We start from the raw sequence: 24989 nt of genomic DNA, 5'->3' as shown, positions 1-24989 counted from the left end.
CGGGTGGTCATCCGGCCACCCGGCCCGCACCCGGTGTGCGCCGCCCGCGCGGCGGGGATCGACGTGTGACGCTCAGCAGTACTGTGCCCCCATGCAGCTCGCGCAGGAGGACGGCTGGCTGGACAACGCTGACAAGATCGCTTCCATCGCCGGTGCGGTTTTCGGCCTGCTCTCGCTGGCCTATGCGGTTCACCAGGCACGGCGCGCCGCGGCGGCCGGCGAGGTGCCGCCGAGCCTCTGGCGGCGGTGGCGGCCACGGATCGCGCTGCTCTGCGCCGTGGTAGCGGTGGGAGCGGCACTGCTGTCGGTGTGGGGGCTTCCGGAGCGGCACCGGCCGGCCGCGGTGTTGACCGCGGCGGTCGCGGGGGCGGCCGGGCTCGCGGTCCTCATTGTGGGCTGGGTGTCCTGGCTCCGGTCCCCCAAACAGCTGGATCCGGCGGTCCGGCGGCTCTTGACGGCGCAGCTGAGCGAGACCGAATTCCACCGCTACCGCTTCGGCAGGCTGCCGGTGCCCGGCATCACTGCGATCCGCGTCGAGCAACATGTGCACGACGCGCGTGATCCCGACGCCGAGCCGGCCCGGGTTCTCGACGCGGAGGAACTGGTACGGGACGCGCCCCGGGCCGTCGTGACCGGTGTCCCCGGGGCGGGCAAGTCCACACTCGCCGTCCACGTGACACGCGCCGCCGCCGACTGGTGGCTGGGCGCACGCGTCGCCTCCCGGAGGCGTTCGGCTCCCTTCGGCGCCGTGATGCCCGTGCTGGTGCCGGCACGGGCGCTGGCCGACGCTGACGTGCCGGTCGCGCTGGCCACGCAGTGGAGCCAGGCCGGCGTCGAGCCGGAGGTGTTCACGCGCCAACCCCTCCGGGGGACCCGCTGGCTGGTGATCGTGGACGGGCTCGACGAGATCTCCGCCGGCGACGTGCGCGCCCGGGTGCTGCAGCGGATCGGCGCCTTCCTCGCCCGGCACCCCGGCACCCGGCTGCTCGTCACCACGCGGGCGCTGAGCGCCGGTGAGCTGGCGGATCTGACCCGCCGCGGAGCCGAGCAGTTCGAGCTGCGGCTGTTCGACGCCGACGACCTGCGCGCGTTCGCCGTCAAGTGGCTGACCCACCGGCTGGACAGCCCGGTCCGGGCCGGCGTCGAGGCGGCGCGGTTCCTCGCCTACCTGCGGACGGCACAGCTGACCTCGATCGTCCGGGTGCCGCTGCTCGCCACGATGGCGATGCTCGTCTGGGAGAGCAACCGCGACCGGGCGGCGCCCGCCGGGCGGTGCGCGCTCTACCACGAGTTCGACATGCTGCTGCGGTCCTCACGCGAGCCGCGGCGCGATACGCCGTTCGAGCGGTGGCTGTCCGGACATCTCGACGACCTGCTCGGCGAGCTGGCCGCCGCGTACGTCTGGCAACGACCGCCCCGGCTGCTGCCCCTGGCGATCAACTGGGTCGTCGCGCACGCGCCGGCCGAGGTGCCGGACGGCTCCGCGGTGGAGTGGATCACGGACCTGCGTGGCACGCTCATCGATCGTGGCCTGTGCCGGATCGCACCCTCGTTCGGCGGGGACGAGGAGACGCCCGCGGAACACCCGGAGGCCCGGGCGCTCGCCTGGACGGGCAACGACATCACCTTCGTCCATGCGACCATCGCCGAGTATCTGGCCGCCGACCCTCGCCGGTTCACGTTCTCGTACGCCGCGTTCCGGCGGCTCATAACCGACGGCAGCACGCGCGGTCTGGCGTTGTTCGCCCTCGCCCGCGGTCACGTCGACCCGGACGGGGTCATCGCCGCGCTGCTGGACGACGACGACCCGGTCAGCGCGGGCCACGTCATCGCCGACGGCATCGCCGTGGACAGCACGTTGCGTCAGGAGGTGATCGAGCGGCTGCTGGGGCGCATCGCCGACGATCACCCGGAGGTCGCCGACTGCATCGCGGTGTTCACCGCTCTGGCGGTCGCGCCGGATGTGGCGGCACGGCTGCGTGCGATGATCGCCGACGGTGGCCAACGGCTGTGGACCCGGGTGGCGCTCGCCGACGCCTTCGCGGACGTCGACGCCGACGCGGGCCTCACCCTGCTGCGGGAACTGGCCGCGTCCCCGGCCGGCACGGCCTCGGATGCGCTCTGGTGGGCCCGGCACCGGCTGGCGGCCCGGGCCGGGCAACCGGCCGCGCCGCGGGAACCGGCGGATCCCGGATCCCCGCCGGAGCCGCCGGGCCGGCTGCACCCGGAGCCGCTGGGCGAGATCGGCCGGCAGGCGTACCGACGGACGGCGACCGACGCTCGCCAGCCCTCGGACGTGCGTCTGCGCGCCGCCCTCAAGCTGCACCTGGACGGCGTCCCGGCGGGGACGGCCGTGCTGCGCGAACTCGCGCGGCGACGCGACGCCGGAGCGGACACCTGCCTGGAGGCGGCCCAGTGGCTGCTCGCCGCGGCTGACCCGCACGGGCTCGACGCGCTGCGGGACCTGGCCGGGACGGAGGCCGGCGCGGTGCGGGTCCCCGCGGACGTCCGCGTGTCGGCCGCTCTGCTGCTGCTGACCCACGACGCCCCGGGGGCGCTGGAGGTGGCACGCCGCCTGGCGACGGCCACCGACCTCGCCGACGACCAGCGGCGCCTGCTGGCCGCGCAGCTCGTCAGCCGAGGCGACCCCACCGGCCGGCAGGCCGTCGCCGCGGCGGCCAGATCGGCCGTGCGCCGGGGCCGGTTCGCCCGGGTGGCCGGCCTCCTGCTCGCCGCGCTCGGTCCCGCCTCGCTGACCCTCCTCGCCGCGCGGCACGGCGGCGCACGGGTGGGCTCGACCGTGTTCGGCGGCTACTTCATCGGCTGCGCGATGGTCGCGCTCGCGTGGGATGTCGGCGAGCCGGAAACCTCGCAGGGGTCGATGTGGCAGCTGCTGCGCGAGCTGACCAGGCCGCTGCGCGCCTTGCGGGGCCGGGCGCAGGACCTCGCCGGGCAGGCCCGGCGCCATCTGGACGACGAGTGGCGGACCGCCGTCGGCTCCGCAGCCATGGCGACTCACGTGGCGTGGGCCGGCCCCACCGCCGGCGGGGAGCCTGCCCGGGCGCAGCCGCTGGACCTGCGGCGCATTCCGCCATCCAGCCCCGGGCGCCCGGTTCTCCTGGTGGGCGGGCCGGGCTCGGGCAAGACCCTGGCGGTCGTCCGGGCGGCCCGGGAACTGCTCGACCGCCGCGACGCGTCGGACCCGATCCCGGTACTGCTGTCGCTGAGCAGGTGGGACGCCAACGGCGAGGTGTTCGCCGACTGGGTCACCGACGCGGTCTGCGACACCTACCGGGTACGCCGCTCGCTGGTCTCCCAGTTGCTGCGCGACCATCGCCTCCTGCTGATCCTGGACGCGCTGGACGAGGTGCAACCGGCGTGGCAGGATGCCGCCGCGGAACAGATCGAGGGCACGGCGCTGCTGGGCGCCACGGTGGTGGCGACCTGCCGTACGGACGTCTTCGACCAACTCTCCGGCGCGAAGCTGCTGCGCTGGTCGGCCGTCGCGCGGATGCAGCCGGTCCGGGCGGCCGATCTGATGGCCTACGTCGAGACGACCGTACCCGCTGACGAGCTCCACGCCTGGCAACCGGTGTTCCGGGAGCTGGCCCTCGGCTCCTGCGGGCCGTTCGCCGACATCCTGACCACCCCGTCGACCGCCGTCCTGGCCCTTGCGCCGTATCTGCGGACCGGCCGCCGCCCGGCCGAGCTGCTGCGGACGGTGTACGACCACGCGCAGGCGCTTCCCGGCACGACGGGCGGCTTCTTCCCGGAGCGGCTCTCCTCGGGACTCGCCGCGGGTGGTTGTCAGCCGGACCACGGTGTCCGGTGGTTGCGGACACTGTCTCGCCACATGATGCGCGACTCGGACACGTTCGGGTGGTGGAGCCTGGCGGCGACGGTCCCGGCGTCACGGCGACGCCGTCCGCTCCTGGCGGGCATGGGCCTGGTCGTCGCGATGGTGCTCACCGTTGTCGGCGCGGCCCGTCCGGGGTGGCCCGCGGTCGCCGCCGCGGTCGCGACGCTGTGCGGCCTCGCCGCGCTGGCGGCGCGGGCGCTGCGGGAGGCGCCTTTCCTCCGGGGCTCACACGAGCCGCTCGTGCGCGCCGTCGCCCGGGCCGCCTGGCAGACATCGCTGTTCAGCGCGGGATGCGGCTTCCTGGCATTCGGGGCGACCGGCCGGGCCGCCGACACGGCGGTGGCGGCCGTGGCCGCGCTGGGTGTCGTCTGGACGACTCGCCCAGGACAGTTCCTGCTGGTCCTGGTTCATTTCGCGGTACGGGGAGAGCTGCCGCTGCGATGGCCCGCCTTCCTCGCCGCCATGGCGCGGGCCGGCATCCTCACCACCGCCGGGCCCGGATACCGGTTCGCCCGGCCGGAGTTGCGGGCGGCGGTGGATCCGGGATGGGCGCCGGCGCACGGGCCGGCGGGGCGGTGACGACGCGCGGTCGCGGCCGAGCCGCCTTCCCGGCCCGGCACCGGGCGAGCCGCCGGATCGGGCCTCGTCGTCGCGCCCGAGCGGCCAAGCGCGCCGCCGGTGAGCCGGACGCCGCACCCGCATGGACACCCCTAGGACGGTCGTCCTAAGATCTGGTCGATAGGACGACCGTCCTAATCGCCGGCAGGGAACGGGATCAGTGATGGCAGCGAGCGCGACCACCCGGGCGCAGATCGTCGAGGCGGCCGACCGGCTTTTCTACGAGCAGGGCTTCGAGCACACGTCGTTCACCGCGATCGCCGAGGCGGTGGGCATCTCCCGGGGCAACTTCTACTACCACTTCCGGACCAAGGACGAGATCCTGGCCGCCGTGATCGACTCGCGCGTCGCGGCCACCCGCGCCATGCTGCGGCGGTGGGCGGCCGAGACTCCCGACCCGGCACAGCGGATCCGCCTCTTCATCCACATCGTCCTGACCAACGGCGCCGACATCCGCGCTTTCGGATGCCCGGTCGGCACGCTGACCGCCGAGTTGGCGAAGCTGCGCCACCCGGCACGGCCGGAGGCCGTCGCCGTGTTCACCCTCTTCCGCGCCTGGCTGGCCGACCAGTTCGCCGCGCTCGGTCACGAGCCCGGCGCCGCCGACGCGAAGGCCCTGCACGTGCTGGCCTTCAGCCAGGGCGTCGCCGCTCTCGCCAATGCCTTCGGCGAGGAGGATTTCGTCCACCGTGAGGTCGCCCGCCTCGAGCGATGGCTGGCCGACAGCCCCGCCCGCCGGACCGGCGCCACCCCGTAGAGAGGAGTCGCATGTTCATCGTTCTGCTCCGGTTCGCCGAGAACAGGGCAGCCGCCGCCCAGCACATGCCGGCCCACCGGCAGTGGATCGAGCAGGGTCTCGCCGACCAGGTGTTCTTGCTGGCCGGCGGCATCCAGCCGGGACTCGGTGGCGCGGTGCTCGCGCACGGCACCACCCTGGCGCAGCTGCGGCAGCGGGTGGCCGAGGACCCGTTCGTCGCGCACCGGGTCGTCGACGCCGAGATCCTCGAGATCACCCCCGGCATGGCCGACCGGCGGCTGGACTTCCTCGTCGCGGCCGGGTGATCAGCCCGGCGGGCGCGGCCGGCCGCGCCCGGCGAGCCGGTCGAGGCGCCGCTGTTCGCGGTCGGCCCACCGGGCGACCCGGCCGGGATCGAGCCGGCCGCCGCGGGAGGGATCCTCCGTTGCGGCGCCGCTCCGGCTACGTCCACCGGCCACTGCCGTACCCGGCGGGCGAGCCGGTGAACCGGGCCCGCAACTCGCCGCGGCGGACCTTGCCCGTGGCCGTACGGGGAATCTGCTCCTCGGTGAGCAGGACCGGCCGGCTCATCGGGGGCAGGTCGGCGACCGCGCGCGCCCATGCCGCCTCGTCCAGGCGGCCGGTCCCGGTCACCAGCAACGGCACCGGCGGGGATCCGGGCACGCCGAGCACCACGCACTCGGTCACGCCGGGCAGCCGGTCGTCGATCAGGTCCTCGATGGCCATGCAGCTGGCGCCCGGCACCGTGTCGACCTCGCGGTCGAGCAGGGTCACCCGGCCCAGCCGGTCGCGGGCGCCGAGGTCGCCGGTGACGATCCAGGGCCCGTCCGTCTTGCGCCGCCAGCGCTCGGGTTCGGCCACGTAGCCGAGACAGCGGGCGCGGGTGCGGGCCAGGATCAGGCCCGGGCGGCCGGGTGGCAGCTCGGTCATGGTGTCCGGGTCGACGACCTTGAGGCTGGTCCGCAACGGCACCGGCCAGCCCAGCTGCCGGGTGGCCGGCCGGTCGTGACGTACCCGGGCCAGGGACCGCCGGGTGAACACCCGCAGGGTCAACGCCCCGGTCTCGGTCTGACCCCAGCCCTGCAACCACAGGCACGCGCCAGGGCGGCCAGGGAGCGGCCAGCCGCACCGCCAGCGGCTTCTCGACGCAGACGGCGAGCCCGGCATCGGCGGCCGTCGTCGACGATCAGCTGCGCGTGGTGGTCGGCAGAGGCGTACCGGACCGCCTCCGGCGCCGATCAGCCCGGACGCCGCGCGGTGACGGCGAGCATGACCTGCGAGAGCCAGATCTGGGACGGATCCGCGATCGCCGCGAGGGCGGCCTCGACCTCGGCGCCGGTGACGTAGCCGCGCCCGACCATCTGCGGACGCAGGCGGCACAACCACAGCTCGTACCAGCGCGCGGCTGGCGTGCCGCCCCGGACGGCATGGGCGCGGCCCCGCGCCTGCACGTCGACCAGACCCGCCTCGGCGGCGAGCCGCACGTTGCGCAGGCCGCAGACCGGGTCGTACCCGGCGTCCTGCATCACCCGGTACGCCGCCTGCTTGACCCGCTGGTTGAAGGCGGGCTCGGCGGGGTTGCTGAAGAGGCCGGCCACATCGGTGTCCTCCAGCAGCAGCACCCCGCCGGGCCGCAGCGCGCCCGCCAGGGTCGCCACGATCCGGGCGCGCTCGGGCAGATGCTGCAGGACCAGACGGGCGTGGATCAGATCGAAGGCGTCGCGGGGCAGCGGATCCGTGCCGAGCACGTGCCGGCGCACCTCGACGGCGGTGCCGTGCAGCGCCTCGGCCAGCGGCTCCACACGAAGATCGGTGGCCACGACCGTACCGCGCGGGCCGACCCGCCCGGCGAGCCAGCGCGCGATCGAGCCGCCTCCCGCCCCCAGCTCCAGGCAGGACCAGCCGGATCCCACCCCGAGCGCGGCGAGAAGCTCGATCGTGCCGCCGTCCCAGAGACGCTCGCCCAGGGCGAGCCGCTCGCCCTCCTCGGGCAGTGACGACTCGAAGACATAGCTCGCCGAGCGCACAGTATCCGACATACTTCCCGGACTACCATATTTGGGTACGTCCGGTGGCTCGGGGTGGTCATCCGAACCGGATGATCACCCCGAGCACCGCTCATCCCCCCGCGTGCCGCAGCACCTCGTCGACGAGCACGCCGACGAACTCACCGGCCACGTGGTAGTACACGTGACGGCCGTCGCGGCGGCGGCGCACCAGCCCGGCGTGGGTCAGGTCGCGCAGGTGATGCGACACCACCGTGGGATGCACCGCCAGCGCGTCCGCCAGCGCCGACGGGGTGGCCCCGGCACGACGCAGCTCCACGAGGATGTGCAGCCGATGCTCGTACGCCATCGCCCGCAGCACCTGCACCGCCCGGCGCAGCACCGCCTCGTCGGCCACCGGCCCGGCCGTCATGCCGGCGCCGATCGGCCGGACAGGGCCGCCCGGGCCCGCACCAGCAGCCAGGACAGCCCCAGCACAGCCGTGGCCGCCAGCGAGATCGCCGCCCCGGCCGCGACGTCGAAACGGGACGAGGCGTACAGGCCGGTCAGCCCACCCGCCACCGCGAACCCCACCGCCAACCCGGTGACCACCGGTAACCGGTCGGACCACAGCCGCGCCGCGGCCGCCGGAGCGACGAGCAACGACAGCGCCAGGATCGTGCCCACCGCCGGGACCACGGTCACCACCACCACCTCCACCGTCAGCAGCAGCACCACGTCCCACAGCCCGGTCGGCAGACCCGCCGCCCGCGCCCCGGCCCGGTCGAAACCGGTCATCAGCAGCGGCCGCGCGCACCCGGCCAGCAGCACCGCCACCCCGGCCAGTACCACCGCGGTGGCGACCAGATCCGGCACACCCACCGTGAGGATCGAACCGACCAGGAACGACGACAGATCCCGGCTGAACCCGTGCTGCGTGGCGACCAGCGCCGCGCCCAGCGCGAAGCCGCCGGAGAGCAGCACCCCGGTCGCCGCCGCCGCGTCCTGCCCCCGGCGACGGCTCAGCGCCGCCACGCCCAGCGCCACCACCGCCCCGGCGACCACTCCGCCGACCAGGATGTTCACCCCGATGATCGACGCGGCCACCACCCCGGGGAAGGTGGCGTGCGTCAGCGCCATCGTGAAGAACGACAACCGGCGCAGCACCACCTGCACACCGATCAGCCCGGCCAGCGCCCCGACCAGGACCACCTCGGCCACGGCGCGGTGCATCACGTCATCCCACCAGCTCATGCGGCGACACCCTTCCGGTATCGGGCGGCGTCGCGGCCCGCCGGCCACGCCACAGTCGCACCGGCAGCAGCAGCAGGTAGGCCAGCACCAGCAGCAGCACCACCGACGAGGCCGAGGTGAGCGCCACCCCGTGGCGCACCGACGCCGTCCAGCTCAGCAGCAGCCCGGCGTATCCGGCGGCGACGACCAGCACCGTGCCCAGCACCGCCATCACCGCCAGCCGGTCGGTCACCATCCGCGCCGCGGCCGCCGGCACGATCAGCAGCGCCACCACCAGGATCGTGCCGACCGCCCGGACGGCGGCGACCACCACCAGCGCCAGCAGCACGTTCAACCACAGGTCCAGCCAGCCGGTCCGGAACCCGGCCGCCGCCGCGCCGGCCGGGTCGAACGCGCGGAACAGCAGCGCCCGCGCCCCGATCGCCAGCGCCACCAGGATCACCACCACCAGCACCGCGGTCTCGGCCAGCTGGCGCGGCGTCACCGTCAGCAACCGCCCGAACAGGAACGAGGTCAGGTCGGCGGTGTACGACGAGCGGCGCGACACCAGCACCACGCCGATCGAGAACATCACGGTGAGCACCACCGCGGTGGCCGCGTCGTCGGTCAGTCGCGCGCCGCGGGTCAGCACGGTCAGCACCACCGCGGTCAGCACGCCCGCCACCAGCGCCCCGGCGACCAGGCCGGTCATTCCACCGGCGACGAACCCGACGACCACGCCGGGAAAGACGGTGTGGGTCAGCGCGTCCGAGACGAACGACAGGCCGCGCGCGAACACGAACACGCTGACCGGGCCGCAGATCACCGCCAGCAGCGCGATCTCGGCCAGGGCCCGGCCCATGAACGGCACGGTGAACGGCTCGATCACGGCTCCACCACCACCAGCCGGCCCCCGGCCACCTCGACCGCGGCGCTGCCGTACGCCCGGCGCAACGTCTCCGCGGTGAGCGTCTCCGCGACCGGGCCGACCGCCCACTGCCGACCGTTGATCAGGCAGACGAGGTCGGCCAGATCCCGCGCCACGGCCAGGTCGTGCGTGCTGAGCACCAGCGCGGTCCCGGCCGCGCTCAGCTCGCGCAGCACCCGGACGATCGCCTCCTGGCTGACCGCGTCGACGCCGTTGAACGGCTCGTCGAGCAGCAGCAGCCGCGGCTGCGCCACGATCGAGCGGGCCAGCAGCACCCGCTGCCGCTGGCCGCCGGAGAGCGCGCCGAACCGGTGCCGGGCCCGGTCGGCCAACCCGACCCGCTCCAGCGCCTCGTCCACCGCTCGGCGGTCGGCCGCCCGGACCGGCCGCCACCAGCCGAGCTGCCGGTAGCGGCCCATCATCACCACCTGCCGGACGCTGACCGGGAAGTCGGCGTCCAGGGTGTCGGTCTGCGGGACGTACCCGGCCAGCCCGCGGGCCCGGGCCGGGGCGCGGCCGAGCACGGTGGCCGTACCGGACAGGATCCGGGTCAGCCCGAGCATCGACTTGATCAGCGTGGACTTGCCCGCCCCGTTCGGGCCGACCAGCGCCAGCCGCTGCCCGGCCGCGAGTTCCAGGTCGACGCCGGTGAGCACGGGCGTGCCCTGGTAGCCGACACCGACACCGGTGTAGCTCAGCGCCGCGGCCGCCACGTCAGCCGGCCAGCGCGGTGACGATGACCTGCGTGTTGTGCCGTTCCGCGCCGAGGTAGGTACCCTCCGGCGTGCCGGGTTCGCCGAGGCTGTCGCCGAACAGCGCGTCCTCGCCGGCGACCACCTCGACGCCGGCCTGCCGGGCGAGCGCCTCGGCGGTCTTCGGCGGCAGCGAGCTCTCGGCGAAGACGGCCTTCGCGCCGGTCGCCTTGATCTTCGCCACCAGGTCGGTGAGCTGCTTGCCGGACAGCTCGGCCGACGTGTCCAGGCTGGGGATCACCGAGCCGACGAACTCCAGTCCGTAACGCTGCACGTAGTAGCCGAACGCGTCGTGGTTGGTGACCAGCTTGCGGGCGTCCTTCGGCAGCCTGGCGAAGGCGGCCTCGTTGTCCGCGTCGAGCCGGTCCAGCTCCGCGGTGTACCGCGCCAGGTTCGCCTGGAACGCGGCCGCCTTCCCCGGCTCGGCGGCGGCCAGGCCCGCCTCGATGTTGGCCACCATGATCTTGGCGTTGCGCGGGTCGTGCCAGATGTGCGGGTCGTGGTCCTCGCCCTCGTGGCCCCCCGCCGCGCCCTCGTCCTCGTGCCCCTCGCGCAGCGTCACGCCCCGGCTGGAGTCGACGACCGCGCCGCGGAAGCCGGCCGACTCGATGGTGCGGTCGAGCCACTCCTCCAGGCCGACACCGCTCTTGACGACCACCTTCGCCGAGGCGATGGCCTGCAGGTCGGCGGGGGTCGGCTCGTAGTCGTGCGGATCGACGTTGGGTTTGATGATCTGCGTCACCGCGACGTCCGCGCCACCGACGTTCCGGACGAAGTCCGCCACCTCGGGCGTCGTGGCGACGACGGCGAGGGCGGCGCCGCCGGCGGCCGCCCCGCCCTCGTCCGGCGTGCCGGAACCACACCCGGCGATCACGGTGAGGGCCGCCGCGGTCGCCGCGGCCCGGAAGATGCGCTGCCTGTCCATGCTGACGTTCACTCCTGTCACTGAGGAGCAAAACGGTAATCGTTTTCAAAAATTATCGTCTAATGGCAAAGTGACGATGCGTTCACACCTCGCCCCCGCCGTGTTCCTCCCGCACGGTCCCTCCCGCCGATCGCCGCGGCTTCGTGCCCGGCCGCCGGCCGGATACGTCACCGTCACGGCAGGAGGCGCCGGTAAGCATGCTGTCGGTCGCGTTGCTGATCACGGCGTCGAGCCGGTCCCGGGTTCGGACGAGATCGGTGATGCGCTGATCGATCTGCTCGCGTTCGGCTGCCAGCCGCTCGAGCATCGCCGGGGTGGCGCGGTCACCGACGACGCACGGCAGCAGCTCGACGATGGTCTTGCTGGTCAGCCCGGCCTGGTACAACCGCTGGATCAGCTGGACCCGGTCGACCGCGCTCTCGGGGTACCGGCGATGGCTGCTCGAACCGCGCTCGGCGCTGAGCAGATCCTGCTGCTCGTAGTAGCGCAGTGCCCGGACACTGACACCGGTGCGGGCGGCCAGCTCGCCGATACGCATCTGGACTCCCTCCGACGTGGCGCACGCGACTTGAATCTGACGTCAACGTCAGGTTCTAGCGTAGTTGCGGCCGGTAGGTCGGCCTGACCCACCGCCGGGAAGGAGCTCCCATGATCACGTATCGGACCACCGGTCTCCCCGGTCCCGCGCCCACGGCGACCGTATCGGTCAAGCCGATCGTGCTGCCCGCGGCGCGGCGCGGCGGGGACCTGCAGGTGCGGGTCTCCGCACCGGTCACCGGCACCAACCTGCCGGTGGTGGTGTTCGCGCACGGATACGGATCGAACCTCGACGGCTACGGACCGCTGGTCGATCACTGGGCGGCCCACGGCTTCGTGGTGGTCCAGGCCACCCACCTGGACTCCCGGCGCCTCGACGTCGCAGCGGACCGGTCCCGCAGGCCGCACCTCTGGCTCTACCGGGTGCGGGACATGAAACGGATCCTCGACGGACTCGACGTTCTGGAGGCCTCGGTGCCCGGGCTGACCGGCCGGGCCGACCATCGTCGTATCGTCGCGGCCGGGCACTCCTTCGGCGGCCAGACCGCCGGCATCCTGGTGGGTCTGCGCGTCGCCGATCCGATGACCGGCATCGCGCGGGACCTGTCCGATTCCCGGGTCATCGCGAGCATTCAGCTGGCCACCGCCGGCCGCGGCGGCGACGATCTGACCCCGTTCGCCCTCCAGGTCGCACCCTGGCTGCGCGACCAGGACTTCTCGCACATCACCGCACCCGGGCTCGTCGTCGCCGGCGACCAGGACGAACTCCCGCTGTCCACCCGCGGAGCGTCCTGGATGACCGACCCGTACACCCTGGCCCGCGGCGCCAGGAGCCTGCTGACCGTTTTCGGCGGCCAGCACTCGCTCGGCGGCATCTCCGGTTACGACGCGGCGGAGACCACCGACGAGCACCCGGACCGGGTCGCGCTCATCCAGCAGGTCACCCTCGCCTACCTGCGCCACGTCACCGGCGTCGACCACACCGGCTGGCGAACCGCCCAGGCCCTCCTGGCCGGTGACTCCCACCGGCTCGGCCGGCTCGAATCCAAGTGAGCAGCGCCGCCGCCTGCCCGGCCGACTCGCGTCATACGACCGGCACGCGGCAGACGCCGAGCGGATGCACGATCTCCCACCCCGCCGCCCCCACCCGGGAGAGGGCCGCGTGGACGTCGTCGACGAAGACCGACACGTCAGGGCTGACCGATGCCGAGGCGTCCACGGCCCGGCCTCGCGCGCGAGGCCGGGCGACACCGCCGCCGGCCGGACCCCGGCGTCCGAGCAGAGCCGGGCATCCCGCCGACGGCCGGTGCCGGCCGTCGCCGCCTTGATCATTGTGGGCGGACGTGCTTTCATCGGCGGCTCCGACACCGCGACCCCGGGAGCCGACGATCTTCTTCTTCGAGGGTGAGCGGGCCGGGCTGGCCAAGCGCCGGTCCCCGCTGGCCGGCTTCTGGGCGCTGCTGGTGGGCGGCGTCCTGGTCACCGTGCTGACGGTGGCGCTGCGGCCGGCGACCGACGTGCGCGACTGCCCGAACTACGGCGGCAACGGCAACGCCAGCGCCTTCCCCGACGAGATCTGGGACCTGTATTACCCGCTGATCCTGCTCGGCTGGCTGCTCGCGGTCGTGGTGGAGCAGTTGGTCCCGGTCACCTGGAACGGCCGTCGGGCCGGTCCGATCGTCGTCCGCGCCCTCCTCGCCGTCATGATCGCCTTGACCGCGTCCTGCTGCGCCGCCGTCAAGCTGCTGACCCTCTGCCACTAGGCCGCGTTTCGTAAGTGCGGGCGAGGTGTGACGTGTCCCGGCGTGGCGGTTGTCGATACGAAGTGAGGTCTCCGGTAAACGGGTTAGCGACCAAGCAAACCTGAACCACCGGAGACCTCGTGCCCAGGGTAGCGGCAGCGAGGCGACACGATCTCACCGACGTTCAGTGGGCGGTGCTGGAACCTGCGCTGCCTGCGGAGCCACGGCGAGGCCGTCCGCCGCGATGGACGAAACGGCAGATCATCGATGGGATCCGGTGGCGGGTCCGGGCGGGAACACCGTGGCGGGACGTGCCCGAGGTGTACGCACCCTGGCAGACGTTGTATCGCTGGTTCCGGCGCTGGCAGCGCGACGGGACGTGGGCGAAGATCCTGGCCCGGCTCCAGACCCGGGCCGACGCCGCCGGTGACATCGAGTGGGCGGTGAGCGTCGATTCCACGATCAGCCGTGCCCATCAGCATGCCGCGGGTGCCCGTCGTGATGGTGACCTGCAGAAGGAACCGCCGGGTGGGGTGTTCGCCGAACCCGGCGATCATGCTCTGGGCAGGTCCCGGGGCGGGTTCACCACCAAGACCCATCTGGCCTGTGAGCAGGGTCGTAAGACGCTGTCGACGGTGATCACCGCTGGTCAGCGGGGTGACAGCCCGCAGTTCATCAAGGTCCTGGAACGCATCAAGGTCTATCGGGTCGGTGGTGGCCGGCCCCGTACCCGGCCGGATCTGGTCCTGGCGGACAAGGCGTACACCAGCCGGGGCAATCGCGGGTACGCCCGCCGCCGCAGGATCAGGGTGTGCATCCCGAGCAAGGCCGACCAGGACGCCTACCGCAAGGCCAAAGGCTCCAAGGGCGGGCGTCCTCCGGCGTTCGACCCGGTCGTGTACCGGCAGCGTCACGCCGTGGAATGCGGCATCAACCAGCTCAAACAGAACCGGGCGATGGCCACCCGGTACGACAAGCTTGCCGTCCGCTTCGAAGCCACCGTCACCATCGCCGTCATCAACCAATGGCTCTGATGACCTTTACGAAACGCGGCCTAGCCGCTCCGGTACGCCGCCGGCCGGCGCCGGACGCCTCGGCGCCGCCCGGGTCGATCGGCGTGTTCTGCGCGGCGGCCAGCCACCACCGGCCGTCGCGTTCGACCAGCACGTAGAGCGCCATCTCGGAGAAGGCGTCGGCCTCCAGCGCCTGCCGGCGAAGGTGCGTCACCACGACTCCGGGCGCGGGGGCCAGGACGGAGACGACCTCGAACCGTGAGGCCGGCGCCGCCGCCATCTCCGCCGGCCGGCTCATCAGTCGGCGGTGGATCGTGTTCAGCTCCCGGAATCCGGTCACGGTCAGCCCGAACGGGCTGCCCCAGCGGATGTCCTCGGCGAACCATTCGTCGTACGCGTCCGCGTCCGAGCCGTCCAGAGCTCGCTGCAGCTGCGCCGCCAACGCCGCGGCGACCTTCTCGGCGGTCGCGCGGGCCGCTGGATCGTCCAGTGCGATCCGTCGCGTACTCCTGTCCATGGTGTGCTCCTCACTGCCGGGTACGCGACCGACGCTAGAACTTCAACCGAGATCGAAGTCAAGCCTGCGTCCCGAACGGCTGGAGACGGCGGGGTGGCGAACATCCCGGGCTGCCGCGCTCGCCGTCCGGTGTCGATCGACAGGTCCATCAGTACGTCCGGCCCGCCACCCCGGTCGCGCGGGAGGCGGGTGAGCGTCAGAGCCGCCTCCTGGCGCCGTCCCGCCTGGCGGGTACACCTGGCATGTCGGTCGCACATCAGGCCGAGCCCGTGCCCGGAGTGCCGCTGGCGATGGGGTCGCCGGGGGCCACGGCCGGCGCGTCCCGGTGCGGTCCGATCACGTCGTGCCATCGGCCGCGGCGGTGCCGGAACGCGCCCACCGCGCCGGCCAGCTGCCAGGCATGGGCGTGCAGGCCCAGGTCGCGGGCCAGGGCCAGGACCTCGACCAGATTCGGGTACTCGTCGGTGAACCAGTCGAACGCCGCTCGGCTGTCGGCGGGCCGCTCGGCGGTGACGCCGTCGCACCGGGCCGGCAGCGGCCCCCGCGCCAGCCGTGGCGCGAGCAGCGGCGCGGCGGCGTACGCCGCATGCAGGTAGTGGTCGACGAGCCGGCGCCGGGCGGTGTCCCGCTCGGACGCCGGGTCGTGACCGGAGCACAGCTCGACGGCGTAGGACCGGAGCAGCGCGTGCACCTGGTACCGCCCGGACCGGTGCTCGTGCGCCAGATGCGCGGCGGTGAGCTCGCGCAGGTCGCGGCGGGTCGCCCGCACTGGTGTGCCGGCCAGGCTGGCCGCCGCGGCGGGGCCGATGTCCCGGCCGGGAGCCGCGCCGAGCAGCCGGAACAGCCGCGCGGCGGACGTGCTGAGCAGCCGGTACGACCAGGAGATGACGGTCCGGAAGTCGGCGCCGACGTCGTCGCCGGTGAGCTCGTCGAGCACCGAGGGGCCGCCGGTCAGCTCGCTGAGCGGAAAGTCGGCGCGGGCCGCGCCGCGGCCGGCGATGATCGCGAGGGCGAGCGGCAGCCGCGCGCAGCGCCCGATGATGGCGGAGACGGCCGCCGGCTCGGCCGCCACCCGCTCCGCGCCGAGGTGGTGGGTGAGCAGGTCGATGGCGTCCCGCTCGTGGAACAGGCCGAGGGGCACCAGGCGCGCGGCCGCTGTCGTGACCAGGCCGGCGTGGTCGGCCCGGCTGGTGACGACGGTGACGGCGCCCGGCGCGCCCGGCAACAGCGGCCGGACCTGGTCGGCGTCGCGCGCGTTGTCGAGCACGAGCAGGAAGCTCCGGTCGGCCGTCACGCTGCGCAACAGTGCGGCGCGGGCGTCGGTGTCGGCGGGGATGCGCGCCGCCGGCACACCGAACCCGTCCAGCAGGCGGCACAGCGCATCCGCCACGCCGAGCGGGGCCGGGGCCGGGCCGTAGCCCTGCAGGTCCAGATAGAGCTGGCCGTCGGGGAACCGGGACGCGACGCGGTGCGCCCAGTGCAGCGCCAGCGTGCTCTTCCCGATCCCGGCGGGGCCCTGCACGACCGCGAGCCGACACGGGGTGACCAGCAGCTGGTCGAGGGCGGCCAGCGCGGCTCGGCGCCCGACATGCGCCGGGCTGGCGGCGGGCAGCTGCCGCGGCACGACCGGCGGGTCGCTCGGGGCCACCGGCACGGCCCGGGGCGCAGCGGCGATCGAGCAGAACAGGTCCCGGGCAGGGCCGGTCAGCGCGAAGGCGTCGGCGAGCAGCCGTACCGTGGACGGCCGGGGCACACGAACCCGGCCCGCCTCGATGTTGCGAATGCTGCGCACTCCCAGCCCGGCCCGCTCGGCCAGGTCGTCCTGGGTGAGACCGAGTCGCTGCCGGTGGGTCCGCACATGCTCACCGAACACCCGAATGTGCCTCCCAAGGACCGCTGGAGTGCCTTCCGTGCGATCGAAGCATCGACGATGGTGATTGTCATGTCCAAGATGAGGAACCTCAAGGTTGTCGGCGCCGCAGTGGCCACGCTGGGACTCGCCGCCACACTCGTCACCGGCGGAGCGGCGACCGCCAGTCCGTCGACGGAGAAGCCGGATGCCGGTTCGCACGTCGAGCTCCGCGCCGCGACCGCGGCGGTGCCCTGCTGGACCTCCGTCGAGCAGCCCAACGGCACGGGCACGACCATCTACGTGACCTACAACAACTGCGGCACGACGAACGCGAAGGTGACGCCGGCCTCGTCCGCCGTCAACAACAGCGGCACCTTCACCTATGTCGGCTGGTGCGCGACCATCACCCCCGGCACCGCCGGCGCCTGGGCGATCACTCCGGACTGGTTCCCGTCGACGCCGACGAACCGCTACACCGTGACGAACTGCCTCTAGCAGCCGCCGGCCGGCAGCCGTCCCGGGATCCGCGGGACGGCTGCCGCCTCGTCGCACGGGGCCGGCGGCGGAGGTGACCGGGGACGCGCCAGCCGGCCCGCTGCCGGCTCACCGGGCGATCGGGCTGGCGGCGAACTCGCCCACCGTGGCGGCGAGAAGCTCGCGGAACGGTTGGTGCGCGATGAAGAAATGGTCGCCGGCCAGCACGTGGGTGCGGGCCGGGCCGGTCGTGCACCGCTGCCACGCCCGCAGATCGGCGGCGGACACGTCCGGATCGGCATCCCCGCCGAAGGCGACCACCGGCACGCCGGGAAGCGGGCCGGGCCGCCAGCGGTAGCCGTCGAGCAGCTGCAGGTCGGCCCGCAGGGCCGGGAACACGAACGGCTTGAGCTCGGCGGTCAGCCACCCGGCCGGGAGATCGGTGCGTTTGCCCAGGATCCGTTCGAGGTCGTCGTCGGAGAGGCCGCGGCCGGTGCGGCGCCGGCGCACCGGGGGCGCCGGGGCGCCGGAGACCAGCAGGGCCGCGGGCACGCAACCGTGCTCGGTGGCCAGGGCGCGGCCGAACTCGTACGCGACGGTCGCGCCGAGGCTGTGTCCGAACAGGATCAGCGGGACCGGGCCGAGCAGCGGGCCGGCCGCCGCCACCAGCTCGGACAGCAGCACGTCCAGATCCACCAGGGGCGGCTCGTCGAGGCGCTCGGCGCGGCCGGGCAGCAGCGCGGCGACCAGCTCCACCCCGGGCGGCAGGAGTCCGGCCCAGGAGCGGTAGGTGGCGGCGTTGCCCCCGGCGTACGGGAAACAGACCAGCCGCAACCGTGGGGCCGCGAGCGGGCGCGGCGCGCTGAACCAAGGTACGGGCATTCCTCTCCCCCTCCGCCGCTCCGGACGGCCGACGGACCCGCCGGCAGCCGGGCACCCGGCCGCGACCAGGCGGTCAGCGTCTCGTCGCGGCCGGTCAGCGTCCAACGCGGCCGGTCGGCGTCTCGTCGCGGCCGATCAGCACCCGGTGGTGGCGGTCAGCCGCCGGGCCGCCGCGACGTCGGCGCAACCGGCCAGCCGCATCGCCGCGCGCAACTCGGCGTCCAGCACGGCCAGCACCCCGGCGGCGCCGGTCTCGCCACCCGCCGCCAGCCCCCACAGCATCGGCCGCCCGATCAGCACACCGTGCGCGCCGAGCGCCAGCGCCCGCAGGATGTCGGTGCCGCTGCGGATGCCGCTGTCCACGAACACCTGGCAGGTGTCCGGGACGGCCGCGACGGCGGCGGGCAGCATGGTGACGCTGGCCGGCGCGCCGTCGAGCTGGCGGCCGCCGTGGTTGGAGATCACCACGCCGGTCGCGCCGATCTCGGCCGCGCGGCGGGCGTCCGCGGGGTCCAGGATGCCCTTCACCACGATCGGCAGGGTGGTCCGCGAGCGCAGCGCCTCCAGGTGCGCCCAGGTGAGCGCCGGATGGAACGCGCGGTTGGTGTGCGCGATCAAGGCGGAGCCGGCGTCGGCGCGATCGTGCGCCGCGCTCATCGCCCCGGACGCGACGTTCGCCGCCCGCACCTCGGCGGGCAGCACGAACTCGTTGCGGATGTCCCGCAGGCGCCGGCCCATCACCGGAACGTCCACGGTCACCATCAGCACCCGGCAGCCGGCGTCCTCGGCCCGGTGGACCAGGTTCATCGTGTCGCGGTCGTCGTTGAGCCAGTACAACTGGAACCACTGTTCGCCGCCGGCCGCGGCCAGCTCGCCGACCGGGACGCTGCTGAGCGTGCTGACCACGAAGGGGACACCGGCGGCCGCCGCGGCGCGCGCCGTCGCCAGCTCCCCCTCCGGGTGCAACAGCCGCTGGTACGCCATCGGCGCCACGGCCAGCGGCAGCGCGCTGCGGGCCCCGGCCAGCGTGGCGCCCGGTTCCGGGTCGGGCCCGCCGGTCAGCACCCGCGGGACGATCGTCACCCGGTCCAGCGCCGCCCGGTTGGCCGCCAGGGTGGTCTCCGAGTCGCTGCCGCCGGCCACGAAGTCACGGACCGCGGCGGTCAGCGTCGCCTCGGCGCGCAGCCGGAAATCGTCGACCGTGTCCAGCCGCAGCACAGCGGTGGTCATCGGCCGTCTGCCGCGGCCTGGTCCAGCTCCACGGCCTCGTACAGGGCCTTGATGTTGCCGGAGCCGAAGGTCCGGGCCCCGACCCGCTCGATGATCTCGAAGAACAGCGTTCCCCGCGGGTGCGTGGACTTGGTGAAGATCTGGTAGAGCTGGCCGTCGTGGTCCTCGTCGGCGAGCACGTTGAGCCGGCTCAGCTCGGTGACCGAGTGCCGGGTGAGCTGCAGCCGGTCCCGCAGCCTCTCGTAGTAGGCGGCCGGTGTGGTGAGGAACTCGATGCCGGCGTCGCTCATGGCGCCGACCGAGCGGGTCACGTCGTCGGTCTCGAACGCGATGTGCTGGACCCCCGGGCCGCCGTGGTCCTTGAGGAAGGTGTCGATCTGCCCCGGCCGGCGGGTGGTGTCCGGCGCGATCACGGTGAGCGTCACGGCCCCGCCGGCGCTCTGCACGACCTGGGAGTCCATCGCCTGCTCGCCGACCACGATCCGCTCGGTGAAGATGGCCGAGAAGCCGAACACCCGCTCGTAGTGCTCGACGACCTCGGTGAGCCGGCCGGCCTCGACGCACACCGCGAAGTGGTCGACCAGCCGCAGGCCGATGCCGGGCGTGCCGGGCCGGTGCACCGGGTTCAGCCCCGGCAGCGACCACGGTCCTCCCGGCTCGCGCTGGACGAAGGTGTGGATGACGTCGCCGAAGCCGGCGACCGAGGCGGTGACCACGCCGGCGGTCCGCTCGGGGGCGGCGATCGGCCGTGCCCCGCGCCGGACCGCCTCGTGGAAGGCGCCGGCCGCGTCGGCCGTACCGAGCGCGATGTCGGACACGCCGTAGCCGTGCTGCGCGGTGTACATCCCGCCGGGGTGGTCGCCGGTGCCGGGCCGGGTCAGCACCAGCCGGATGTCGCCGTGCCCGAGAACGACCGAGTGCTCCGCGCCCGGCCCGACGCCCTCGGCCCGCACGTCGAGGCCGTAGCTGCCGAATTGGGCGATCAACGGGTCGAGGTCCGCGCAGTAGATCCGTACGTGGTCGACGGTCAGGTCCTGGAAGTGGCCGGTCATCGTCACTCCCCCGCTCGATTACTCATCGGTCTTCTCCTCCTGGAACTCGACGAGACCCGCGGCCAGCGCGGCCCTTTCTTTTCGATTACGCGCCCGTCGTCCCCGCCTCGTCGGTACGCCGGAATTCCCCGGCACGGCCGCGATGTCGCGCGCCCGGTCGGCATCGATTCCGCGGCGGCGGCGACGACAATTCCGTACGGCATTCGCTGCCGATCAGGGTGGCACGGGCGTCGATCCCCGACAACGGGCGTCCAACCGAGAACCGGCCACGACGGCGCGCTCACCGGCCGCCCGCGGCGGGGACCGGCGACGCCATCGCGGCCTTGCGCGCGCGCCACTGCTCGTCGTCCAACCCGCGGCGCCAGTACCCGGAGGCCGACAGCAGCCGCGGCGCCACCGCGCGGTCCCGCAGCAGGTGGCGGCGCAGGTGCTGGACGGCCCCGCCCTCGCCGTGCACGAACGCCTGGACCGCGCCGGGCGCGAACCGCAGATCGCGCACCGCCTCGACCAGATCGCCGCCCCGGCACCGGTGCACCCAGCGCAGGTCGACATCGGCGGCGCTGCACAGCGGCAGCTCGTCGGCGGCGGTGTCCACCTCCACCAGGGCCACCGCCCGGGCCCGCGGCGCCAGGGCGGCCAGCGTCACGGCGATGGCCGGCAGCGCCGTCTCGTCGCCGGCCAGCAGGTGCCAGCCGGCCCGCGGGTCCGGCCGGTACCGGCCGCCGGCGTCCTGGACCAGGACCGGGTCGCCGGGCCGCAGCGCGGCCAGCCACGGCGGGGCGAGCCCGGCCGGGCCGTGGTCGACGAAGTCGATGGTCAGTTCGGCGGCCACCGGGTCGAGGCGCCGCACGGTGTAGGTGCGGGTGCGGGGCCAGTCCGCGCGGGGCAGCTCGGCGCGGATCCGGCGCGGGTCCAGGCCGGGCGGGTAGCGCACGCCGGGCCGGGGGAAGACGACGCGGACGAAGGCGTCGGTGCAGCCGTCCGGCACGAATCGGCGGACCCCCGGCCCATCCGCGACCAGCCTGGTCATTCTCGGCGCGATCCTGGTGAGCCGCCGGGCCGACAATGCGACGATCGGACGGTGCGCGGCCAATACGTGTCCGGACATGCGTGCGACTCCCCGGCGGGGTACGGAAGTCCGGCAATCGTAAGTGAACCGCCGACGGCGCCGGTCATGACAGTTGGACAACCGATTTCCGCGCCCTTTGCGACAGGCATCCGGCAATGGATTCAATTCTGATGGACAATCGCCGGACGGCGCATTCCGCTGCTAATCTCCGACCGATCCATCGCCATCGAAGGCCGCACCGCCACGTCATGGGAGATCACGATGGCCCCGGAAGAGACGATCACCGAACCCCGGCAGACGCCTCCTGCCGAGTCCATCGCGCGGATGCGCGCCCGCATCGACGAGATCGACGCGGCGATCATCGCGCTGTGGCGCGAGCGCGCCGAGCTGTCCCGCCAGGTCGGCGCGGTCCGCCTCGCCGAGGGCGGGACACGCCTGGTCCTGTCCCGGGAGACCGAGATCCTGCGACGGTTCCGGGCCGGCATCGGCGGCAGCGACGGAACGCAGCTGGGCCTGCTCGTGCTGCGCGCCGGGCGGGGCCGGCTCTGAGACCACGACGGCGCCGCCGCGGGCCGCCCGGGCCGGGAACCGCCGGACGGCCGACCACCCGAGGGAAGGACCACATGGGCGTCAACGAGCCGGTCCGGCTCCGCTCCAACGCGATCATCGAGCCACTGGTCGACCGGTTCTACGCCTGGTTGCACACCGTGGCCCCGGTCCCGGCGGCCCTGCACCTCGCCGATTTCCAGGTCCCGCTGCTGGAGTCGTACCTGCGCGATCCGCGGGCGCGCGCGGCGGCCGGGGCCGGCCCGGCGCCGACCGGCGGACACCTCGCCGAGCTCGACGAGACAGGCGGCATGGAGATCGCCGCGCTGCTGGACGGCATCAAGCGCGACCGGGCCGACATGCTCGGGCTCGCGGCCGCCGTGACCGAGGCCGAGGACCTGCTGCAGCGGTACGGCCGCACGCCGCCGCACCCGGGGCTGCCCGCCGCGCTGCACGGCCTGGTCCAGCCGGTGTCCGGCCCGGGCCGGCAGCCGGCGATCCGCGTCCTCGAATCGCTGGCATACGACAGCCGGTACTACGACGAGCGCCGGCAGTCGGTACGGCTGTCGCTCGACGACGGCGCCGAGCGGCCCGGCATCCTCGGCACGCCACGGCTGCCCCGGCCCGGGGCGCTCGACCTGGCGGTCCCGTTCCGGCACGCCGGCCTGGACGAACTCTTCGCGGCCCGGCTGCGGCCCACCACGTTGTCGCGGCTGCGCGAGGCGCTGGAGCTCGACGACACCCGGGCCGGCCGGCTGCGGGCGCTGCTGACCACCGAGCCCGGCACCGCACCGGAGCGGCACCTCGACGCGGGTGGCCGGATCCGCTTCTTCGGGCACGCCTGCCTGCTGTTCCAGACGCCGGAGGCCGCGGTGATCACCGATCCGTTCATCAGCGCCGACAACCGGCACGGTGACCGGTACACCTTCGACGACCTGCCGGACCACATCGACCTGGCGGTCATCACGCAAGGCCGCCCGGACCACGTGGTGCTGGAGACGCTGCTGCAACTACGCTCCCGGATCGGCGCGATGGTGGTTCCCCGGTCCTCGCGCGGCAACCTGCACGATCCGTCGATCGGCCGGTGTCTCAGGGCGCTGGGCTTCCCGGTGATCGAGGTGGACGACTTCGACGAGGTGCCGTTCCCCGGTGGCCGGGTGGTCGCCGCGCCGTTCCTGGACGAGCACGGCGAGCCGGACGTCCGCGCCAAGTCGACGTACCTGGTGCAGCTGGCCGGGGCGAGCGTCTTCGTCGGCGCCGACTCCTCGGGCGTCGATCCGGTGGCGTACCGCTTGATGCGCCGGCAGCTCGGCCGGGTGGACCTCGCGTTCCTCGGTATGCGACGGGACAACGCGCCACCGGCCCGGCCGGCGGGCCAGACGCGCGGGCGTTCCGGCTGCGACGCACGGCAGGCCGCCGCGATCATGCAGGAGCTCGGCGCGGACGAGGGCTACGTCTACGTCATGGGGGAACAGCCCTGGCAGCGTCACGTCATGGCGGCCGCCGGCCACCGGGACCCGGGCCGCCGGACGCAGATCGACGAGTTCCTCGGCTGGTGCCGGGAGCGCGGCATCACCGCCGAGCGCCTGCTGCACCGACGCGAGTGGCGCTGGTAGGCGTACCGGGACCGCCGGGCGCCGCCGCGCCGGGGCCCGCCCGGTGGCCGGCGCGGCGTACCGGGACCGCCGGGCGCCACCGCGCCGGGGCCCGCCCGGTGGCCGGCGCGGCGTACCGGGACCGCCGGGCGCCACCGCGCCCCGGCCCGCCCGCCCGGTGGCCGGCGCGGCGTACCGGGACGGCGCGGTCCCGGCGCCGCGGAGGGCGCCGGTGTCCAACCGGTGGCGATCAGCAGTCGGACGGGTCCGGGACGGCTCAGCGGTGCGGCCCTCGGCGCGCCGCGGAGGCGAGGCCGGGGCGGCTGACCGCCCAGCCGGCCGCGGCGAGCGCGGCCGCCGCCGCGTCGGCCCCGGCCGCCGGTAGCTCCACATCGACGGCCAGGGCGGCATCCGGTCCGGGCGCCGCGCCGGCCCGGCGCGCGCTGCCGCCGTGCGCCGCGACCGCCTCCAGCAGGCGGGCCAGGCTGCCGGGGCGGCCGTCGAGGACCACCCGGAGCACGGCGAAGCCCTCCGGCGCCCCGGCGGGCGGCCGGGTCCGGGCCGCCCCGGCGACGCCTCGCTCCAGCAGGTCGGTGACGGTGTGCTCGGCCTGGGCCCGCCCGCCCGGGTGGTGGCCGGCCAGGATGTCGGTGGCGGCGAGGAGCCGGGTGAGGTCGTCGCGGACGCCGCGCAGCACGGCGGCGACCGCCGGCGCGTTCGACCGGACGATGTCGGTCCACAGCGCCGGGTCGCCGGCCGCGATCCGGGTGACGTCACGGACCCCCTGGCCCACCAGCGCCTCGGTGGCGGCCGGCCCGTGCAGCAGGCGGGCCGCGGTGAGGCTGGCCATCAGATGCGGGACGTGCGAGGTCAGCGCCACCACGGTGTCGTGCGCCCGGCTGTCCAGCCGCACCGGCGCCGCACCGCAGATCTCGGCGAGCGTGGTGGCGCGCTCCAGCGCCGCGGCGCCGGTGCGCTCGTTCGGGGTGAGCACCCAGGTCTTGCCGGCGAACAGGTCGGCCGTGGCGGCCAGCGGGCCGGAACGTTCCCGCCCGGCCATCGGGTGCCCGCCGACGTACGACGCCGGGTCGCTGGCCAGCCGCAGGACGTCGCGTTCCGGCTGCCCCTTGACCCCGGCCACGTCGGTGTAGCTGTGCGCCGCGCGATTGGCCTGCGCGTCCCGCAGCACCGGGCCGACCTGGGCGGGCGGCACCGCGACGAGCGCGAGATCCACCGGCCGGCGGGGCGGCTCGGCCAGGCCCGCGCCGAGCGCCTCGGCGACCCGGGCCGCGGCGACGTCGCGGTCGGCGAGGAACACCGCCACCCCGGCGCGACGCGCGGCCAGCGCCACCGACGTACCGATCAGTCCGGTTCCGATCACGAGAAGAGTGCGCACGTCGACCGCCTCCAGCTACCGTCGCCC

General features: G+C 74.3%; 24 protein-coding genes and 1 pseudogene. 9 read left to right on the top strand and 16 right to left on the bottom strand.

The genetic code is table 11. From position 1 onward, the window contains the following. Positions 1-91: 91 nt before the first annotated feature. From ACTEI_RS15815 to ACTEI_RS15805, 3 genes are all read left to right on the top strand, one after another. A complete protein-coding gene (locus tag ACTEI_RS15815) occupies positions 92-4438 on the top strand; it encodes an NACHT domain-containing protein (protein ID WP_122978367.1) in 4347 nt (1448 codons plus the stop codon). A gap of 202 nt (positions 4439-4640) precedes the next feature. Continuing rightward, the gene (locus ACTEI_RS15810; protein WP_122978366.1) at positions 4641-5234 is read left to right on the top strand and encodes a TetR/AcrR family transcriptional regulator; all 594 of its coding nucleotides are present in this window, start codon (positions 4641-4643) and stop codon (positions 5232-5234) included. A gap of 11 nt (positions 5235-5245) precedes the next feature. Continuing rightward, positions 5246-5539, top strand: a complete 294-nt coding sequence (locus tag ACTEI_RS15805) for a YciI family protein (protein ID WP_122978365.1) — start codon at positions 5246-5248, stop codon at positions 5537-5539. 136 nt (positions 5540-5675) lie between these two features. On the opposite strand, the gene ACTEI_RS15800 is transcribed toward ACTEI_RS15805, so the two are convergent. From ACTEI_RS15800 to ACTEI_RS15765, 8 genes and pseudogenes are all read right to left on the bottom strand, one after another. Next, entirely contained in the window at positions 5676-6320 is a 645-nt protein-coding gene (locus ACTEI_RS15800; protein ID WP_164465974.1) for an AMP-binding protein, read from the bottom strand. Between the two features lie 152 nt (positions 6321-6472). Beyond that, entirely contained in the window at positions 6473-7273 is an 801-nt protein-coding gene (locus ACTEI_RS15795; protein WP_122978363.1) for a methyltransferase domain-containing protein, read from the bottom strand. A 79-nt stretch (positions 7274-7352) separates the two neighbouring features. Next, entirely contained in the window at positions 7353-7652 is a 300-nt protein-coding gene (locus tag ACTEI_RS15790; protein WP_122978362.1) for an ArsR/SmtB family transcription factor, read from the bottom strand. Continuing rightward, a complete protein-coding gene (locus ACTEI_RS15785) occupies positions 7649-8473 on the bottom strand; it encodes a metal ABC transporter permease (protein ID WP_122978361.1) in 825 nt (274 codons plus the stop codon). Before ACTEI_RS15785 ends, ACTEI_RS15790 begins: the two co-directional genes overlap by 4 nt. Next, positions 8457-9341: a metal ABC transporter permease gene (locus tag ACTEI_RS15780; RefSeq protein ID WP_122978360.1), complete on the bottom strand. Its 885-nt coding sequence runs from the start codon at positions 9339-9341 to the stop codon at positions 8457-8459. The genes ACTEI_RS15785 and ACTEI_RS15780 overlap by 17 nt, the downstream gene beginning before the upstream one ends. Continuing rightward, a complete protein-coding gene (locus ACTEI_RS15775; protein ID WP_122978359.1) occupies positions 9338-10093 on the bottom strand; it encodes a metal ABC transporter ATP-binding protein in 756 nt (251 codons plus the stop codon). The genes ACTEI_RS15780 and ACTEI_RS15775 overlap by 4 nt, the downstream gene beginning before the upstream one ends. Position 10094: 1 nt before the next feature. Further along, positions 10095-11057, bottom strand: a complete 963-nt coding sequence (locus ACTEI_RS15770) for a metal ABC transporter substrate-binding protein (RefSeq protein WP_122982176.1) — start codon at positions 11055-11057, stop codon at positions 10095-10097. Positions 11058-11271: 214 nt separating this feature from the next. Continuing rightward, positions 11272-11595 (bottom strand): annotated as a pseudogene (locus tag ACTEI_RS15765) (MerR family transcriptional regulator); the annotation flags it as partial. Positions 11596-11705: 110 nt separating this feature from the next. Here ACTEI_RS15765 and ACTEI_RS15760 point away from each other — a divergent pair. Next, the gene (locus tag ACTEI_RS15760; protein WP_122978357.1) at positions 11706-12647 is read left to right on the top strand and encodes an alpha/beta hydrolase family protein; all 942 of its coding nucleotides are present in this window, start codon (positions 11706-11708) and stop codon (positions 12645-12647) included. Positions 12648-12678: 31 nt separating this feature from the next. Here the strand turns inward: ACTEI_RS15760 and ACTEI_RS38960 are convergent, their stop codons facing one another. Then, the gene (locus tag ACTEI_RS38960) at positions 12679-12813 is read right to left on the bottom strand and encodes a VOC family protein (RefSeq protein WP_262384866.1); all 135 of its coding nucleotides are present in this window, start codon (positions 12811-12813) and stop codon (positions 12679-12681) included. A 124-nt stretch (positions 12814-12937) separates the two neighbouring features. Between ACTEI_RS38960 and ACTEI_RS15755 the strand changes: the two genes are divergently transcribed. Beyond that, positions 12938-13357, top strand: a complete 420-nt coding sequence (locus ACTEI_RS15755; RefSeq protein WP_203723858.1) for a hypothetical protein — start codon at positions 12938-12940, stop codon at positions 13355-13357. Between the two features lie 119 nt (positions 13358-13476). Then, on the top strand, positions 13477-14370 hold the full coding sequence (locus ACTEI_RS15750; protein WP_122975831.1) for an IS5 family transposase: 894 nt from the start codon (positions 13477-13479) through the stop codon (positions 14368-14370). Here the strand turns inward: ACTEI_RS15750 and ACTEI_RS15745 are convergent. Further along, on the bottom strand, positions 14354-14866 hold the full coding sequence (locus ACTEI_RS15745; protein WP_211344350.1) for a DUF4440 domain-containing protein: 513 nt from the start codon (positions 14864-14866) through the stop codon (positions 14354-14356). The two genes, ACTEI_RS15750 and ACTEI_RS15745, sit on opposite strands and share 17 nt — an antisense overlap. Positions 14867-15122: 256 nt before the next feature. Continuing rightward, the gene (locus ACTEI_RS15740; RefSeq protein WP_164465973.1) at positions 15123-16739 is read right to left on the bottom strand and encodes a helix-turn-helix domain-containing protein; all 1617 of its coding nucleotides are present in this window, start codon (positions 16737-16739) and stop codon (positions 15123-15125) included. On the opposite strand from ACTEI_RS15740, the gene ACTEI_RS36990 reads away from it, so the two are divergent. After that, positions 16725-17213, top strand: a complete 489-nt coding sequence (locus tag ACTEI_RS36990; protein WP_164465972.1) for a hypothetical protein — start codon at positions 16725-16727, stop codon at positions 17211-17213. The genes ACTEI_RS15740 and ACTEI_RS36990 overlap by 15 nt on opposite strands. A 108-nt stretch (positions 17214-17321) precedes the next feature. Here the strand turns inward: ACTEI_RS36990 and ACTEI_RS15735 are convergent, their stop codons facing one another. The 4 genes from ACTEI_RS15735 to ACTEI_RS15720 form a co-directional block, all read right to left on the bottom strand. After that, a complete protein-coding gene (locus tag ACTEI_RS15735) occupies positions 17322-18074 on the bottom strand; it encodes a thioesterase II family protein (protein ID WP_122978355.1) in 753 nt (250 codons plus the stop codon). A 135-nt stretch (positions 18075-18209) separates the two neighbouring features. After that, a complete protein-coding gene (locus ACTEI_RS15730; protein WP_122978354.1) occupies positions 18210-19304 on the bottom strand; it encodes an alpha-hydroxy acid oxidase in 1095 nt (364 codons plus the stop codon). After that, complete coding sequence (gene hppD, locus ACTEI_RS15725; RefSeq protein WP_122982174.1) at positions 19301-20356, bottom strand: 4-hydroxyphenylpyruvate dioxygenase; 1056 nt, start codon at positions 20354-20356, stop codon at positions 19301-19303. The genes ACTEI_RS15730 and hppD overlap by 4 nt, the downstream gene beginning before the upstream one ends. Before the next feature lie 280 nt (positions 20357-20636). Next, entirely contained in the window at positions 20637-21386 is a 750-nt protein-coding gene (locus ACTEI_RS15720) for a siderophore-interacting protein (protein ID WP_239082750.1), read from the bottom strand. A 300-nt stretch (positions 21387-21686) separates the two neighbouring features. Here ACTEI_RS15720 and ACTEI_RS15715 point away from each other — a divergent pair, with 300 nt between their 5' ends. Both ACTEI_RS15715 and ACTEI_RS15710 read left to right on the top strand, forming a co-directional pair. Then, on the top strand, positions 21687-21974 hold the full coding sequence (locus ACTEI_RS15715; RefSeq protein WP_122978352.1) for a chorismate mutase: 288 nt from the start codon (positions 21687-21689) through the stop codon (positions 21972-21974). A 74-nt stretch (positions 21975-22048) separates the two neighbouring features. Continuing rightward, on the top strand, positions 22049-23587 hold the full coding sequence (locus ACTEI_RS15710) for an MBL fold metallo-hydrolase (RefSeq protein WP_122978351.1): 1539 nt from the start codon (positions 22049-22051) through the stop codon (positions 23585-23587). A 256-nt stretch (positions 23588-23843) separates the two neighbouring features. Here the strand turns inward: ACTEI_RS15710 and ACTEI_RS15705 are convergent, their stop codons facing one another. After that, a complete protein-coding gene (locus tag ACTEI_RS15705) occupies positions 23844-24962 on the bottom strand; it encodes a prephenate dehydrogenase (RefSeq protein WP_203723865.1) in 1119 nt (372 codons plus the stop codon). Between the last annotated feature and the right edge of the window lie 27 nt (positions 24963-24989).

It is taken from the genome of Actinoplanes teichomyceticus ATCC 31121, from assembly GCF_003711105.1.
In the GTDB taxonomy this organism is placed as follows: domain Bacteria; phylum Actinomycetota; class Actinomycetes; order Mycobacteriales; family Micromonosporaceae; genus Actinoplanes; species Actinoplanes teichomyceticus.
This window is presented reverse-complemented; position numbering and strand designations above follow the sequence as displayed.

Excerpts from the sequence above, each read along its gene's own strand:
- ACTEI_RS15815 (WP_122978367.1), top strand. The coding sequence starts at position 92 with ATGCAGCTCGCGCAGGAGGACGGCTGGCTGGACAACGCTGACAAGATC.
- ACTEI_RS15810 (WP_122978366.1), top strand. The coding sequence starts at position 4,641 with ATGGCAGCGAGCGCGACCACCCGGGCGCAGATCGTCGAGGCGGCCGAC.
- ACTEI_RS15805 (WP_122978365.1), top strand. The coding sequence starts at position 5,246 with ATGTTCATCGTTCTGCTCCGGTTCGCCGAGAACAGGGCAGCCGCCGCC.
- ACTEI_RS15795 (WP_122978363.1), bottom strand. The coding sequence starts at position 7,273 with ATGTCGGATACTGTGCGCTCGGCGAGCTATGTCTTCGAGTCGTCACTG.
- ACTEI_RS15790 (WP_122978362.1), bottom strand. The coding sequence starts at position 7,652 with ATGACGGCCGGGCCGGTGGCCGACGAGGCGGTGCTGCGCCGGGCGGTG.
- ACTEI_RS15785 (WP_122978361.1), bottom strand. The coding sequence starts at position 8,473 with ATGAGCTGGTGGGATGACGTGATGCACCGCGCCGTGGCCGAGGTGGTC.
- ACTEI_RS15770 (WP_122982176.1), bottom strand. The coding sequence starts at position 11,057 with ATGGACAGGCAGCGCATCTTCCGGGCCGCGGCGACCGCGGCGGCCCTC.
- ACTEI_RS15760 (WP_122978357.1), top strand. The coding sequence starts at position 11,706 with ATGATCACGTATCGGACCACCGGTCTCCCCGGTCCCGCGCCCACGGCG.
- ACTEI_RS15745 (WP_211344350.1), bottom strand. The coding sequence starts at position 14,866 with ATGGACAGGAGTACGCGACGGATCGCACTGGACGATCCAGCGGCCCGC.
- ACTEI_RS36990 (WP_164465972.1), top strand. The coding sequence starts at position 16,725 with ATGCTCACCGAACACCCGAATGTGCCTCCCAAGGACCGCTGGAGTGCC.
- ACTEI_RS15735 (WP_122978355.1), bottom strand. The coding sequence starts at position 18,074 with ATGCCCGTACCTTGGTTCAGCGCGCCGCGCCCGCTCGCGGCCCCACGG.
- ACTEI_RS15730 (WP_122978354.1), bottom strand. The coding sequence starts at position 19,304 with ATGACCACCGCTGTGCTGCGGCTGGACACGGTCGACGATTTCCGGCTG.
- hppD (WP_122982174.1), bottom strand. The coding sequence starts at position 20,356 with ATGACCGGCCACTTCCAGGACCTGACCGTCGACCACGTACGGATCTAC.
- ACTEI_RS15720 (WP_239082750.1), bottom strand. The coding sequence starts at position 21,386 with ATGACCAGGCTGGTCGCGGATGGGCCGGGGGTCCGCCGATTCGTGCCG.
- ACTEI_RS15715 (WP_122978352.1), top strand. The coding sequence starts at position 21,687 with ATGGCCCCGGAAGAGACGATCACCGAACCCCGGCAGACGCCTCCTGCC.
- ACTEI_RS15710 (WP_122978351.1), top strand. The coding sequence starts at position 22,049 with ATGGGCGTCAACGAGCCGGTCCGGCTCCGCTCCAACGCGATCATCGAG.